Raw genomic sequence first — 13,514 nt, forward strand, 5'->3', positions numbered from 1 at the left:
GCCCGCCCGCCCCTCCTGCCGTCACCCGGCCCGGATCCGGCCGCGGTCGAGGGTGAGCACCTCGTCGGCCGCGGCCAGGCCCGCCACCTGGTGCGTGATCAGCAACGTGGTGCTGCCCCGGGTGGCGTCCAGGATGTCGGCGAGCACCTCGTCGGCGGCCTCCGGGTCGAGCCCTTCGGTCGGCTCGTCCAGCACGAGGACCGGCGGATCGGCGAGCAACGCCCGCGCCAGCAGCAGGCGTTGCCGCTGACCGCCGGAGAGCGCGGCGCCGTCCTCGCCCAGCAGGGTGTCCCAGCCGTCGGGGAGCGACTCGATCCAGTCCAGGAGCCTGGCCCGGCGGGCCACCGCGCACAACTCCGCGTCCGTGGCGTCCGGTTTGGCCAGGACCAGGTTGGCGCGGACGGTGGTGTGGAAGACGTGCGCGTCCTGGGTCATGCCGGTGATCACCCGGCGCACGTCGGCGCCGCGGCACTCCCGCAGCTCCCGCCCGTCGATCCGGATGCTGCCCGCCTCGTACTCGACGAACCGCAACAGCGCCGCCAGCAGCGTCGACTTCCCGGAGCCGCTGGCGCCGACCAGCGCGGTGCGACGGCCGGGCGAGAGCGTGCAGCTCACCCCGTCCAGGACCGGGGGCCCGCCGGGGCGGCGGCGCACCCGCAGGCCCGAGATCTCCACCGTGGGCCGCCCGGCGGGGGCGAGCGGGGCCGCGTCGACGGGGTCGGTCACCGGCGCCGGGGTGTCGAGCACCGCCATCAGCCGTCCCGCGCCGACCCGCACCTCGGCCAGCCGGCGGGCCGCCGCCGGCAGCGGCGCGAGGGCCTCGAAGGACACCAGGGCCAGCACGGCCAGCACCGTCAGATGCACCGCCGGCAACGCGCCCGCGGCGTGCGCGTGCAGCGCCCGCACGGTGACCCAGACCGTCGCCGCCCCCTGGAGCAGCAGCACCGAGGCCGTGGCCAGGCCGGTGGTCAGCGCCTTGCGGCGCTCCAGCGACGCGATCCGGGCGGCGGTCCGGTGCATCGCCCGGTGGGCCGCGGCCTCGGCGCCGAACACCGCCAGGTCCGCCGCGCCCCGCGCCAGGTCCACGGTGCGCGCCGCGAGATCGGCGCGCGCCGCCTTCTCCGCACGCCCCGCCCGGCCCGACAGCATGAGCACCACGGCCGGCACCAGCAGCCCGGCCACGGCCGACAGCAGCCCCAGCGGCAGCCCGGCCGCCGGCAGCAGCGCCACCGCGACGCCGGTCGCGGTGGCGGCCACCGCGTACGCCGCGGCCGCCGGGATCAGGATCCGCAGCAGCAGATCCTGGGCCGCGTCGACGTCCTCGACCAGGCGCGTCACCAGATCGCCGCTGCGGAACGCCGGGGTACCGGCCGGGGCCAGCGGCACCAGCGCCGCGTAGACCCGGGTACGGAAGCCCGCGACGGCGCGCAGCACCCCGTCGTGGCCGAGCAGCCGGTCGGTGTAGCGCAGCACGCCGCGGCCCAGGGCGAGGGCCCGCACGGCGACGGCGGCGACGCTCACCGCGGCGAGCGGGGGCCGCTCGGCGGCCCGGGTGATCAGCCAGGCGGCGGTGGCCGTCAGGCCGGTGGCGGCCAGTTCGGCGGCGGCCGCGGACAGGGCGGCGGGCAGCAGCCGGGGCCAGTACGGGGCGAGCCACCGCAGCAGACGCAGGGTGGGCCACGGCCGGCGGGCGGTCATCGGGGTCCTCCGGAAGCCGGTTCGGGCAGCGGGTGGCCGGGGTGCTCCGCGGCCAGGGGTTCCGGACGGCCTGCGGGGTACCCCGGTGCGTGCGTGACGCGCCCCACCCGCACCGTGAGCACCCGGTCGGCGTGCGGCAGCAGCGCGGTGCGGTGGGCCACCACGATCACCGTGCGGCCCCGCATCAGGCGGACGGCGGCCCGGGTCACCGCCGCCTCGCTGTCCGGGTCGAGATGGGCGGTGGGCTCGTCGAGGAGCAGTACGGGCGCGTCCTTGAGGAAGGCGCGGGCCAGCGCGAGCCGCTGGCGCTGGCCCGCGGAGACACCGGTGCCGTGCTCGCCGAGCGGGGTGGCGTACCCCTGGGGCAGTTCCTCGATGAAGGCGTCGGCCGCGGCGGCGCGCGCCGCGGCCCGTACCTCCTCGTCGGTCGCGCCGGGGCGCCCGAGGCGGATGTTGTCCGCGACGGACGCCGCGAAGAGGTAGGGGCGTTGGGGCACCCAGGCGATCTGGGCCCGCCACGCCTCGGGGTCGAGGGCGGCGAGGTCGATCCCGCCCGCGGTGACCCGGCCGGTGTCCGGCGCGACCAGCCCGAGCAGCAGCGCCAGCAGGGTGGACTTGCCCGCGCCGCTCGGGCCGACCAGGGCCACGTGCTCGCCGGGCCGGACGCACAGCGCGACGCCGTCCAGCGCGGGCGCGCCGCGCCCCGGGTACGTGCCGGTCGGACCGGTTCAGAACGCCGGGACCGGCTCGCTCCGGTCGGGGCCGTCCACGGGCCCGTCGTCGGCCGGCGGTTCGGTGGCGCCGAGTTGCGTGGCGTCCGGGCCGCGGCGGGCGAAGCGGGCGATCAGGGTCCAGTTCGTCACCGCCAGCGCGACGAAGACGGCGACGAACGTGGCGCAGGACACCGCCAGCGCGGTCCTGCTGACATGGGAGACCGCGTCCTCGACCTTCAACTGCCCGTACACGAGCCAGGGTTGACGCCCGACCTCGCGGAAGACCCAGCCGCCCACCGAGGCGAGGAAGGGGAACGGGATCATCGCCGTCATCAGGTACGCGAGGGGGCGCCGGCGGACCAGCAGGTCCTTCCACAGCAGGAAGACGGCGAAGAACGTGATGGTGGACACGGTGTTCCCGACGATCGTCATCACGTCCATCGAGATCCGCAGCCAGTCGTGCGGGGGCACGTAGTCGCCGGGCCCGAACCGCGCGGCGAGCTGCGCCTGCAAGGGGGCGACGCCGCTGTTCTCCAGGGCGGCCAGTTTCCTGGGCTGGGTCCGGTCGAGCAGCGGGAACTGCAGGTTGCCGACGATGACGACGAAGAAGGAGGCGACCGCGCCCACCACGATCCCCAGGCGCAGGGAGCGGCGGAACAGCACGGTCTCCTGGGTGCCCCGGGCGAAGTGGAAGGCGCTGACCCCGGCGACGAAGACGCCGCCCGTCGTCAGCGCGCCGAGCGTGAGGTGGGCGAGCGCGAGCAGGGCGCTGGGGTTGGTGAGCAGCGCCCCGAAGTCGCTCAAGTACGCGGCGCCGTCCCGGACTTCGTAGCCCACCGGATGCTGGAGGAAGCCGTTGGCGACGAGGATCCAGTACCCGGAGGCGTACGCGGTCAGGGCCACCAGCCAGATGAGCGTGACGTGCACGCCCCTGCGGAGCCGCCCCCAACCGAAGATCCACATGCCGAGGAAGGTGGACTCGGCGAAGAAGGCGATCAGGGTCTCCAGCGCCAGCGGGGCGCCGAAGACGTTGCCGGCGAACTTGCTCAGACCGCTCCAACTGAGCCCGAACTGGAACTCCATGACCAGGCCGGTGACGATGCCGACCGCGTAGTTGATGACGTAGAGCTGCCCCCAGAAGCGCGTCATCCGCTCCCGCGCGGCCCGCTCCACGGGATCACGGGTCAGCGCGGCCCGGGTGTGCATGAGCGCCACGAGCGGGACCAGTCCCATGGTGAGGATCACGAACAACCAGTGGATGCCGGTCGTGGCCGCGAACTGCAATCGGGCCAGCTCCACAGCGGTCATGGTTCCGCCTCTCCCGCTGGCACGGCGTCAGGTGGTGGGTGGACGACAGGGGGCCACCGCTCCCCCGAGAACAGGCGGCGGACGCTCCGACCGCATCCCGTGCGGTGGCCCCTGCGTCGACGGTAGAGAGCTTCGCTTGTGCACTCCAAGACCGGTTTTGCCATGTGATGATGCTCCACAGGCATAAGGAAAGGTCGACGATGGATCTCCTGCAGCTGCGCTACTTCCAGGTCGTGGCCCGCTACGAACACGTCAGCCGGGCCGCGGAGGAACTCCGGGTCGCCCAGCCCTCGCTCAGCCGGGCCATCGCCCGGCTGGAGGCCGAGGTGGGCACACCGCTCTTCGACCGGCGGGGCCGCCGCATCCGGCTCAACCAGTACGGCATGACGTTCCTGCGCCACGTCGAGCGCGCGCTGAGCGAACTCGACGACGGGCGGCGCGCGTTGCTCGACGCCCGCGACCAGGTCCTGGGCAGGGTCTATGTCGCCGCCGAGACCCTGCTGACCCTCACCCACCTCCTGGGCAACTTCCGCACCGCCTACCCGCGTGCCGAGGTGCGGCTCTACCAGTCGACCGCGGAGGAGATGGAGCGCAGACTGCGCGCCCGGGAGGTCGACTTCTGCATCGCCTCCCAGCCGCTGACCGGCCCGAACCTCCGCACCGTCGAGCTGGCGCGCGAGGAGGTGCTGCTCGCCGTGCCGTCCGGCCACCCGCTGGCCGACCGGGACCGCGTGACCATCCGCGAGATCGTCGACGAGCCCTTCGTCACCACCCGCGTCGGGACCTGGCCCCGCGCCCTGCTGGAGCGTCTCTTCGCCGCGGAGGGCCGCACACCGAAGCTGTCCTGCGAGGGCGACGAGCCGGGCGCCAGCGGCGACCTGGTCAGCGCCGGCCTCGGCATCGGCCTCGTCCCGGCCATGTCCCGCCGGGTCGCCACCCGCCACCAGGGCGCCTGGGTGCGCCTCGACGCCCCCGACTGCCACCGGATCCTGTCGCTGGTCTGGCACGAGGACGCCTACGCCTCCGCGGCCGCCGTGAAGTTCCGGGAGTTCGCCACCAGTCGGCCCTTCATGTCGCACTGGCTCCCGGAAGCGGGGGAGGAGAACGACGGGACGGCGTGACGGCGGCGCCCCTCCGCCCGGCGTGTGATTCACCTTTTTGTACCGATTGGTGCGTATATTTTGGCTCCGAACGGTCCCGTGCCCGCACCGTGCGACACGGGGTGCGCCGCCGATGGAGGAGGGGTCCGTGCTGGGCCAGCGTTCCGTTGAGGAGATCGGGAGAATGGTCGAGGTGAAGCTCGGCGGCCTTCCGGTGCACTGCGAACAGATGGCGGTGGTCGCGGGCATTCACCGCGCGGCCTCGGCCGTGCGGCAGCACGTCGAGAACTCCGTGCTGCGCGGCCCGGACCTGACGTGGACCGCGTTCGTGGTGCTCTGGGTGGTGTGGATCCGGGGCGAGTCGGAGTCCCGGCACGTGGCCGAGGAGGTCGGGATCTCCAAGGGGACGCTCACCGGCGTCGTCCGGACCCTGGAGTCCCGGGGGTTGCTGCGGCGCGCCGGCCATCCCGGCGACGGCAGGCTGGTGCTGCTCCGCCTGACACCGGAGGGCGAGGCCCTGATGTGCCGGGTCGTACCGGAGTTCAACGCCGAGGAGGCGTTCGTCACCGGGCGGCTCGACGGCGGGGAGTGCCGGTGCGTGGCGGAGCTGCTCCGCCGGGTGGTGGAGCAGGTCGAAGTCCGTGGCGAGGAGCGGCGGTTGAGCCTGCTCGACGGGGCCGAGCCGGCGCCGCGGCGCAGTGGGCGGCGCCGGTCGAAGGAGTGACGGCGGGCCGGCGGTGTCGGGGCCGGTGGTGTCAGGGGGTGTGGCCGAAGACGTCGAGCAGGCGGGGGACGCCGCCCTCGCGGAACGCCGCCAGCATGCGGTCGGCGGGGGTCTCGCGCCGCGCCAGGCGGGTGAACAGCGGTGCGAGGTGGGCTTCTTCCCCGGCGCCGCGGGCGCGCAGGCCGTCGGCGGCGAGTTCCAGGAGTTCCCGGATGCGGGCGAGCGAGCCGGCGTCCTCCGCTTCGAGTCCGTGTCGGCTGGCGCGGATCCACAGGGTGCGCCAGTCGTCCCAGGGGACCTTGTGCAGCAGCGCCTCGGCCTCGTCGAGCCGTTCCACCAGTCCGAGGGTCAGGGCCGCGGCGACGCCCTCCTCTCCCGGCGGGGCGACGCCGCTGGTGCGGTTCTCCACGTAGCAGTCGACCGCGTGCTCCTCGAAGTACGGTCCGATCCGGCCCCGGGCGAGGGCGGCGCGGACGTCGTCGAGGTGGGTGCCGGCGTCGAAGCCGTAGTGCAACTTGGCGGCCGGCCAACCGTATTGGTGGATCCGGTCGAGCATGTTCCGCTCGGGGGTGACCATGATCCGTTCGCCGGTGAGCGGCCGGGCCGGGACCGGCTGCGGGGACAGCAGGAAGTCCCGGAACGACGCGCCGCCGAGCACCTCGCAGCCGCCGCTCTTGCGGTTGGTGAGGAAGTAGAGGTGGGACGCCCAGTAGTGCTCGATGTACGCCCCGATGTCCGGGTAGGGGGCCTCCGGAAGGGTGTTGGAGGTGTACCGGGCCTCTTCGGCCGGAACCCGCCTGCTCCGTTCGTGCCACACCCAGTTCCGGGTCTCCTTCCACGGCTGGATCCGGCCCCGGGCGATCGGCGAACCGGCCGTGAGGGCCGTGAAGACCCCGGCGAAGCCGCCGAGGACGTTCACCGCGCGGGCCGCCTCGTGCGGTGCGACGTCCACCGACACCTGGTGGGAGGCGATCGGGACGAACCAGTGGTGGTAGTGCCAGCGCCGGGCCAGCAGCAGGTACCAGTCCTTCCGGGTCTTGCGGGCGGCGTCGAACCAGGTGCGCGGCTGGATGCCGGCGCTGAGCACGGTGTGGCCGAGCGGGTCGAGCAGCCCGCGGAGGTCGCGCAGTACGGCGTGGGCGTCCGCCACCGCCTGGCCGACCGTCTCCGCGGGGGCCAGGGACAGCTCGACGGTGCAGATGCCGGTGTCGGTGTTCACGTGGTCCGCGAACTCCCCGTGCGGCCGGGTCACGCCGACGGTGATGCCGGTGACCTCCTCCCGGGCGAGGCTCCACGACGCGTCCCGGGCGGCGAACGCGGGCCACAGCTCGGCCGCCGTGGCGTGGTCCATGCCCCGTCCGGTGGCCCGTGCGACGACCGGGAATTCGAGTTCGAGGCCGATGCGCCGGCGGGGCGCGGGGGCGGCGGGTCCACCGTCCCGGCCGGGGGCGGGCCGGCTCATCCGCGCGGACGCGTGTCGAGGGTCCGCGGCGTCGGGCAACCCGCCGCGGATTGCTGCCCGTCGGGGCGGTCTTCGGTGGGCGGGGCGGGGGTGCGGGCTGCGGCCGGTAAGGACGGGGCCGTGGAATGCGACGACGTGAGCGGCGGCACGTGGGGCATGGCTGGAATACCTTTCCTCGCCTGGTGACCTGCTCGGCTGCGTGACGCAGGGCCCCTCGCCCGTGGCGACGGACGCCGCGTGGAGCGGAGGGCGTCGGGGCGGTTGATTCATGTTCCGGGCCGACTCGCCGCAAACCTGATCACTTCCGCATGCGCCGCATCGGGCCATCGCGCGGAAGCGGCGTGCGCCCGGGTCCGATGCGGCGGGCGCCCGGCACTGGACAGCCCGCCAACTCCCTGCAAAAGTATTCCGCATGTGGCATGACTATTCATCCGATGGTGCGGATCTCGTATGGCCCGTCGGCTTCCGGGCCTTCACCGGGCACGGCGGACTGCGGGACCACGGCGACGACATTTCGATCGTGGCCTCCGACCGCCCGGCCGTCAGCGCCGCCATGTTCACCCAGAGCCTCTTCGCCGGGCCCGCGGTGGTCCTCAGCCGCGCCCACGCCGCCGGGCGGAGGCTGCGCGCGGTGGTCACCCTGGCGCAGAACGCCAACGTCGCCACCGGCCGGCAGGGCGCCGAGCACGCCGCCGAAGTCGTCGGCCGGGTCGCCGGGATCCTGGACGTCCCGGAGGACGAGGTGCTGATCGGGTCCACCGGCGTCATCGGTCGCCCACTGCCCATGGACACCATCCGGGGACACTTCGACCGGACCGCGCGGCACGGCACCGGCGCCTTCACCGCGGCACCGCTGGACGTGGCGCGGGCCATGATGACCACCGACACCCGCCCGAAGACCGCCGTCCGCACGGTCGGCGCCGCCCGGATCGTCGGCATCGCCAAGGGCGTCGGGATGCTGGAGCCCAACATGGCCACGATGCTGGCCTACGTCGTCACCGATGCCGCGCTCACGGCGGAGGACCTGGACCGGGCGCTGCGGACGGCCGTCGACACCACGTTCAACTGCCTGAGCGTGGACACCGACACCTCCACCTCCGACACCGTGGCGGTGCTCGCCAACGGCGCGGCCGGCCCGGTCGATCCGGCGGAGTTCGCCGCGGCCCTCGCCGACCTGTGCCTGGACCTCACCCGGCAGCTCGCCGGCGACGGCGAGGGCGCCACCAAGCTCCTGCGGGTCACCGTCACCGAGGCCCGCGACGCCGCGCAGGCCAGGCGCATCGCCAAGAGCGTCGTCAACTCGCCCCTGGTCAAGACCGCCGTGCACGGCGCGGACCCCAACTGGGGGCGGGTCCTGATGGCCGTCGGCAAGAACACCGACGACCGCGACATCGTGCCGCACCGCGTCACCGTCGCCTTCGGCGACACCGAGGTGTACCCGGCCGAGCCGACCCCGGACCTGCTCGCCGCACTCTCCGCCGCGATGCGCCGCAGCGAGGTCGACATCGCCATCACCCTCGGTCTCGGGGACGGCGCGGCGACCGTGTTCGGCTGCGACCTGTCCGCCGGGTACGTCCGGGTCAACGCGGACTACACGACATGACCCGGCCCGCCCACCGCGCCGGCCGGCTGCCGGTCGCCGCCCTCGACGACCCGGACCGGCTGGTCGCGGCGGTGGCCGCCACCGGCGCCCGGCATGTCTACGTCCATCTGGACCTGGACGTGCTGGACCCCGGCCACTTCGCCGGACTGTCCTGCCCGGAACCGAGCGGCCTGCACCCCGACCGGCTGGCGGACGCCCTGACGGCGCTCGCCGAGGGCTTCTCGCTCGCCGGGTCAGGGATCACCGAATACGCGCCGGCCGCTGCCGCCTCCGCGATGGAAACCGGTCCCGCGGAGGGTGTGTTGCGCCGGCTCTTCGCGGGCCCGGCCTTCCGCTAGCCGGCCGCCGTCACCGTGGTCCGGCCGGGCGGCGGGCCCCGGATCAGGCGTCGAGCGGGTGCCAGGCGGGGCCGTCGCCACCCGGCCGGACCTGTCCGAACACCACGTCGGCGAAGTGGATGCCGAAGCCGATGGTGTCCGGTTCCCGGAGTTCGGCGACCAGGCGGCGGCGGGTGTCGGCGGCCAGTGCGGGGTCGTGGTCGGGGGCCGCGGACCACTCCGGGTGGTCGACCTGGATCGGCGAGTGCAGGGCGTCGCCGAAGGCGATCAGCCGCCGCCCGCCCCCGGTGATCTCGTAACCGGCGTGCCCGGGCGTGTGCCCGAGGAGGAACCGTATCCGCACGCCGGGGAAGACCTCCTCGCCGTCCGCCACGGTCCGGACGTACGGCGCGAACGGCGCCAGGACCGCCGGCCCGGCGCCGTGGGCCGCGAGCTGGTCGCGGTGGGTCCACTCGGGCTCGGCGATCAGATGGTCGGCGTGCGCGAAGGCGGGGCGGTCGCTGCCGGGGGCGAGGTGCCCGGCCCAGCCGATGTGGTCGGTGTGGAGGTGGGTGAAGGCCACCGCCTCGATGTCGGCCGGGGCGCGGCCGAGGGCGGCGAGGTTGTCCAGCAGTGCGCCGCCGTGCAGGGCGCCGTGCGCGCTGCCGGGTCCGCCCGGGAGCGACTGCGGTCCGACGCCGGTGTCGATCAGCAGCGCGCGGTCGCCGCGCTCCACCAGAAGGCCGCCCACGCCCGCCACCAGATTCCCGGTGGCGTCCAGGTACGCGGGGTGCGCGGCCCAGGTCTCGTCGGTGGTGTGCGGCAGCCAGCGGCGCGGGATCAACTGCGCCGCGCCGTCCGGCACGTACGTCACCGTGGTCTCGCCGAGCCGCAGCGATCGGAGGGTGGCCGGTCGGTGCAGTCGCTCGTCCTTGCTCGGTGCGGCAGTGCTCATGGTCGCGGTCCCTCCGGGAGGCGGGGCGGGCAGGGGTGTGCGGGCGCTCCGCGCGGTGGCACGGCGCGCCGGGCCTCCCCGGGAGTGGGGCGGCACCGCAACCATAAGCATCAAGCTTGAATCATTCAAGCTCGGAATATTTAGGCTAGTTGTACTTGGTACGATGGCCGTATGACGACGAACCCGGAAGCGCGGGCCCTCGCGGAGCGCCAGCTGTGCGGCCTGGTGAACGGGTTGGCCCAGCAGATCGCCGACCACATCCGCCGGCGCGCGGCCACGCTCGGCCTCACCGCCCCTCAGGCCACCGCGCTGCGCGAACTGGGCGGCCCGATGACGATGCGGGAGCTCGCCGAACGGATGAGCTGCGAGGCGTCCAACGCCACCTTCGTCGTCGACAAACTCGAAAAGCAGCACCTGATCGAGCGCCGACCGCACCCCACCGACCGCCGCGCCAAGCAGCTGGTCCTCACCCCGCAGGGCACCGAACTCCGCGAACGGCTGCTCGCGCTCCTCGACGCGCAATCCCCCCTCGCCCGCCTGGCCCAGGCCGAACAGACCGCGTTGCAGAGCCTGTTGGTGCGGGCCATGACGCATTCTCCGGAGGGGGAGCCGCCGGCTCGGGGGTGACGCGACGGCGCTGCAGGGGCGACGCCCGCCGGGCGGGTGTCACCTCTTCCCCGGCCTCCCTTCGTCCCCCTTCCCCCTCCCTCAGGCCCACTCGACGAGTTGCAGCACCACGCCGTTGGGGTCGGTCACCTGGAACAGCCGCTCGCCCCAGGGCTCTTCGCGCAGCGGCATGGTGAGCGGTACGCCCGCCCGGTGCAGGCGCTCCGCGTGGTCCGCGAGGTCGCTGACCGTGAAGGCGAGGATCAGGCCCCCGGCTCGCTGGTCGCGCTGCTCGGCGGGCAGCACCTCGGTGCCGCGCCGCAGCAGCACGATGTCGACGGCCGCGTCCTCCCGGGTCAGTTTGGCGAAGCCGTCCGCGGCCGCGGCCTGGGTGTAGCCGAAGTGCGCGGTCAGGAAGTCGCGGGAGGCGGCCACGTCGTCGACGGTCAGCGAGACGGTGGAGGCGGTGATGTTGATGGGGACTCCTCGGAGTGGGAGGGGAATGCCGATGAAAGTAGTACGGGGGTAAATTTAGATCGAGGGTATGAGGGGGTCAAGAAGGTTTTTACGTCGGGGGTAAAGTTGCCGTATGGATGTCGAGCCCCCCTTGGGTCTCCGTGAGACCAAGAAGCAGGAGACCAGGCAGCTGATCTCCGATCAGGCCACCCGCCTCTTCCAGCAGCACGGCTTCGAGGCGACGACGATCGCCGAGATCGCCACCGCCGCCCGCGTCGCGAAGAAGACCGTCACCAACTACTTCGCGCGGAAGGAGGATCTGGCGCTCGACCACCAGGACGAGTTCGCCGCGAGCCTCGCCCGTGCCGTCGACTCCCGGGAGCCGGGGGAGTCCGCACTCGCCGCACTGCGCCGCGGCTTCGCCACCGCCCTGCGGGGGCGTGACCCCGTCGCGGGGTTCGCCGGGTCGGCCTTCGCCCGGATGATCGCCGACAGCCCGACCCTCACTGCCCGGCTGCGGGAACTGCACGACCAGCGGGAGCGGGCCCTGGCCGAGGCGCTCGCCGCGGCCACCGGCGCGTCGGCGGGCGACATCGCGCCCCGGGCCGCCGCCGCCCAACTCGCCGCCGCACACCGCCTCTTGTTCGACCGCCTCCAGGAACTCACCCTGGCCGGCCAGGGTGACGCCCGGATCGCCAAGACCCTCGCCGTCGAGGCCGGGCAGGTCTTCGATCAACTCGAACCGGCCCTGGGGTGGTACGCGGTCCGCTAGGGCCGGGTCGGGGTCGGGGCCGAGGTCGGGGTCGAGTCGGGTGGTCATGGGTCGTGGCCCACCGGCGGGCCCTGGTCTTCCGCCCCGTACTGGACGCCGTGCCGCCGGTTCCGGCCGACGTGGTTATGTATCGATCGATCCATTACCGTGTTAGCGTTTGGTATCGATCGATCCAAAACCTGGGTCGCTGACGAGCGGGAGCGGGGAGTCGAGATGGTTGCCGATACGACGGCGGGCGGGGCGTTGGCGGGCAAGGTCGCGCTGGTGACCGGGGGTTCGCGGGGGATCGGGGCGGCGGTCGCCCGTGCCCTGGCCGCCGAGGGGGCCGCGGTGGCGATCGGTTACGCGGCGTCCGGCGCTCGGGCCGAGGCCGTGGTGGCCGAACTGGAGCGGACCGGTGTCCGGGCCGCCGCCTACCGCGCCGACCAGGCCGACCGGCAGCAGGTCACGGACCTGGTCGCGGCCGTGGCCGCCGACTTCGGGCGGCTGGACATCCTGGTGAACAACGCCGGGGTGTCCGTGAACGGCCCGGTGGACGACGTCGCGGGGGATCTCGCCGCGTTCGACCGGCAGTTGGCGGTCAACGTGACGGGCGTCGCCGCGGCCATCCGGGCCGCGGCCGGTGTCCTGGGGGAGGGCGGGCGGATCATCACCGTCGGTTCGAGCCTGGCCGCCCGCGCCGGATTCCCCGGCGTCGCCGACTACGCGGCGACCAAGGCCGCGATCGTCGGCTACAGCAAGGGCGCGGCCCGGGACCTGGCGCCCCGGGGCATCACCGTCAACGTCGTCCAGCCCGGCAGCGTGGCCACCGACATGAACCCGCCCGAGGGCGACTTCGCGGACGCCCAGCGCGCGGCCAACCCCATGGGCCGGTTCGGCCGCCCGGAGGAGATCGCGGCGGGCGTGGTCTTCCTCGCGAGCCCGGGGGCGTCGTTCGTCACCGGTGCCGTCCTCGACATCGACGGCGGATACCTGGCCTGAGCGCGGCGCGGCCGCCGCGGCCCGGTGGGACGGGTGCGGCGGCCGGTCGGGCAGGGGATCAGAGCCGGTCGAGGATCTTGTTCAGCTCGGCGACCTCGGCGGCCTGAGTGCGGACGACATCGTCGGCGAGCTTCTTGGCGGTGGCGTTCCTGCCGCGCCGCTGCTCGTCCTTGGCCATGTCGATCGCGCCCTTGTGGTGGTCGATCATCATCGACGCGAACTTCCGGTCGAAGTCCCGGCCCTTGGCGGCCTTGAGGTCCTTCATGTCCTTGTCGGACATCATCCCGGACATGGTGGATCCGTGGCCCGTGGAGCCGTGGTCCATGGAGCCGGAGCCGTGGTCCATGCCGGGCATCGCGCCGGCCGACTCGGGCTTGCCCCAGGCCGTGAGCCAGGACCGCATCCGCTGGATCTCGGGGTCCTGGGCCTGCTTGATCGCCGCGACCAGCTTCTTGATCTCCGGGTCGGCGGCGCGGCCGTCGGCGAGCCGGGCCATCTCCAGGGCCTGCTGGTGGTGCGGGATCATCATCTGGGCGAACATCACGTCCGTGTCGCCCACCGGGCCCGGTGCGGGGTTGCCCGTGGTGGAGCCGGCCGTGGCCGACGGCTTGCCGCCGTGGCCGGCGCCGTCCTTGTGGTCCCCTCCGGTGGTCCCGCCGCAGGCGGCGAGGGACAGGGCCGCGGCGGCGGCGAGTCCGGTGAGGGAGAGGCGGCGGGCCCTGGGGCGGGCGGTCCGGCGGGCAGGCCGGGCGGTGCGCTGATGCGCGGTCATGTCGATACCTCGTACGGTCGATTGGGCGGATGCCAGGGGTGAACGCG

14 protein-coding genes are annotated in these 13,514 nt (G+C 73.8%); 7 read left to right on the forward strand and 7 right to left on the reverse strand.

The window, feature by feature from the left end:
- Positions 1-21 precede the first annotated feature (21 nt).
- The 3 genes from cydC to CG747_RS03725 form a co-directional block, all read right to left on the reverse strand.
- The gene (gene cydC / locus CG747_RS03715; protein ID WP_100600154.1) at positions 22-1,698 is read right to left on the reverse strand and encodes a thiol reductant ABC exporter subunit CydC; all 1,677 of its coding nucleotides are present in this window, start codon (positions 1,696-1,698) and stop codon (positions 22-24) included.
- Entirely contained in the window at positions 1,695-2,345 is a 651-nt protein-coding gene (locus tag CG747_RS03720; RefSeq protein WP_374701733.1) for an ATP-binding cassette domain-containing protein, read from the reverse strand. Before CG747_RS03720 ends, cydC begins: the two co-directional genes overlap by 4 nt.
- A gap of 81 nt (positions 2,346-2,426) precedes the next feature.
- The gene (locus CG747_RS03725; RefSeq protein WP_100600156.1) at positions 2,427-3,719 is read right to left on the reverse strand and encodes a cytochrome ubiquinol oxidase subunit I; all 1,293 of its coding nucleotides are present in this window, start codon (positions 3,717-3,719) and stop codon (positions 2,427-2,429) included.
- Between the two features lie 200 nt (positions 3,720-3,919).
- Between CG747_RS03725 and CG747_RS03730 the strand changes: the two genes are divergently transcribed.
- Positions 3,920-4,840 carry a LysR family transcriptional regulator gene (locus CG747_RS03730; RefSeq protein WP_100600157.1) on the forward strand — a complete coding sequence of 307 codons (921 nt, stop codon included), beginning with the start codon at positions 3,920-3,922 and terminating at the stop codon, positions 4,838-4,840.
- Positions 4,841-4,952: 112 nt separating this feature from the next.
- Positions 4,953-5,543, forward strand: coding sequence for a MarR family winged helix-turn-helix transcriptional regulator (locus CG747_RS03735; protein ID WP_374701734.1), 591 nt, complete (start codon positions 4,953-4,955; stop codon positions 5,541-5,543).
- Positions 5,544-5,574: 31 nt separating this feature from the next.
- Here the strand turns inward: CG747_RS03735 and CG747_RS03740 are convergent, their stop codons facing one another.
- Positions 5,575-7,005: a glutamate-cysteine ligase family protein gene (locus tag CG747_RS03740; RefSeq protein ID WP_180985378.1), complete on the reverse strand. Its 1,431-nt coding sequence runs from the start codon at positions 7,003-7,005 to the stop codon at positions 5,575-5,577.
- 412 nt (positions 7,006-7,417) lie between these two features.
- Between CG747_RS03740 and argJ the strand changes: the two genes are divergently transcribed.
- Both argJ and CG747_RS03750 read left to right on the forward strand, forming a co-directional pair.
- On the forward strand, positions 7,418-8,608 hold the full coding sequence (gene argJ, locus CG747_RS03745; protein WP_100600160.1) for a bifunctional glutamate N-acetyltransferase/amino-acid acetyltransferase ArgJ: 1,191 nt from the start codon (positions 7,418-7,420) through the stop codon (positions 8,606-8,608).
- Entirely contained in the window at positions 8,605-8,946 is a 342-nt protein-coding gene (locus CG747_RS03750; protein WP_257980202.1) for an arginase family protein, read from the forward strand. Before argJ ends, CG747_RS03750 begins: the two co-directional genes overlap by 4 nt.
- Positions 8,947-8,989: 43 nt before the next feature.
- On the opposite strand, the gene CG747_RS03755 is transcribed toward CG747_RS03750, so the two are convergent.
- Complete coding sequence (locus tag CG747_RS03755) at positions 8,990-9,880, reverse strand: MBL fold metallo-hydrolase (RefSeq protein ID WP_180985379.1); 891 nt, start codon at positions 9,878-9,880, stop codon at positions 8,990-8,992.
- Between the two features lie 171 nt (positions 9,881-10,051).
- On the opposite strand from CG747_RS03755, the gene CG747_RS03760 reads away from it, so the two are divergent.
- Positions 10,052-10,507: a MarR family winged helix-turn-helix transcriptional regulator gene (locus tag CG747_RS03760; protein WP_100600161.1), complete on the forward strand. Its 456-nt coding sequence runs from the start codon at positions 10,052-10,054 to the stop codon at positions 10,505-10,507.
- 81 nt (positions 10,508-10,588) lie between these two features.
- On the opposite strand, the gene CG747_RS03765 is transcribed toward CG747_RS03760, so the two are convergent.
- On the reverse strand, positions 10,589-10,963 hold the full coding sequence (locus tag CG747_RS03765) for a VOC family protein (protein ID WP_100600162.1): 375 nt from the start codon (positions 10,961-10,963) through the stop codon (positions 10,589-10,591).
- Positions 10,964-11,075: 112 nt separating this feature from the next.
- Here CG747_RS03765 and CG747_RS03770 point away from each other — a divergent pair, with 112 nt between their 5' ends.
- Positions 11,076-11,714, forward strand: coding sequence for a TetR/AcrR family transcriptional regulator (locus CG747_RS03770; protein WP_100600163.1), 639 nt, complete (start codon positions 11,076-11,078; stop codon positions 11,712-11,714).
- 213 nt (positions 11,715-11,927) lie between these two features.
- Positions 11,928-12,695, forward strand: a complete 768-nt coding sequence (locus CG747_RS03775; protein WP_100600164.1) for an SDR family NAD(P)-dependent oxidoreductase — start codon at positions 11,928-11,930, stop codon at positions 12,693-12,695.
- A 58-nt stretch (positions 12,696-12,753) separates the two neighbouring features.
- Here CG747_RS03775 and CG747_RS03780 read toward each other — a convergent pair whose 3' ends face one another.
- Positions 12,754-13,467, reverse strand: a complete 714-nt coding sequence (locus CG747_RS03780) for a DUF305 domain-containing protein (protein WP_100600165.1) — start codon at positions 13,465-13,467, stop codon at positions 12,754-12,756.
- Between the last annotated feature and the right edge of the window lie 47 nt (positions 13,468-13,514).

The sequence above is a fragment of the Streptomyces sp. CB02959 genome, assembly GCF_002803155.1.
Taxonomy (GTDB): Bacteria; Actinomycetota; Actinomycetes; order Streptomycetales; family Streptomycetaceae; genus Streptomyces.

Bases quoted from the DNA above. Each gene is read 5' to 3' on its own strand.
- argJ (WP_100600160.1), top strand. From the start codon at position 7,418: ATGTGGCATGACTATTCATCCGATGGTGCGGATCTCGTATGGCCCGTC.
- CG747_RS03735 (WP_374701734.1), top strand. From the start codon at position 4,953: ATGGAGGAGGGGTCCGTGCTGGGCCAGCGTTCCGTTGAGGAGATCGGG.
- CG747_RS03725 (WP_100600156.1), bottom strand. From the start codon at position 3,719: ATGACCGCTGTGGAGCTGGCCCGATTGCAGTTCGCGGCCACGACCGGC.
- CG747_RS03775 (WP_100600164.1), top strand. From the start codon at position 11,928: ATGGTTGCCGATACGACGGCGGGCGGGGCGTTGGCGGGCAAGGTCGCG.
- CG747_RS03750 (WP_257980202.1), top strand. From the start codon at position 8,605: ATGACCCGGCCCGCCCACCGCGCCGGCCGGCTGCCGGTCGCCGCCCTC.
- CG747_RS03780 (WP_100600165.1), bottom strand. From the start codon at position 13,467: ATGACCGCGCATCAGCGCACCGCCCGGCCTGCCCGCCGGACCGCCCGC.
- cydC (WP_100600154.1), bottom strand. From the start codon at position 1,698: ATGACCGCCCGCCGGCCGTGGCCCACCCTGCGTCTGCTGCGGTGGCTC.
- CG747_RS03755 (WP_180985379.1), bottom strand. From the start codon at position 9,880: ATGAGCACTGCCGCACCGAGCAAGGACGAGCGACTGCACCGACCGGCC.
- CG747_RS03760 (WP_100600161.1), top strand. From the start codon at position 10,052: ATGACGACGAACCCGGAAGCGCGGGCCCTCGCGGAGCGCCAGCTGTGC.
- CG747_RS03740 (WP_180985378.1), bottom strand. From the start codon at position 7,005: ATGAGCCGGCCCGCCCCCGGCCGGGACGGTGGACCCGCCGCCCCCGCG.
- CG747_RS03770 (WP_100600163.1), top strand. From the start codon at position 11,076: ATGGATGTCGAGCCCCCCTTGGGTCTCCGTGAGACCAAGAAGCAGGAG.
- CG747_RS03730 (WP_100600157.1), top strand. From the start codon at position 3,920: ATGGATCTCCTGCAGCTGCGCTACTTCCAGGTCGTGGCCCGCTACGAA.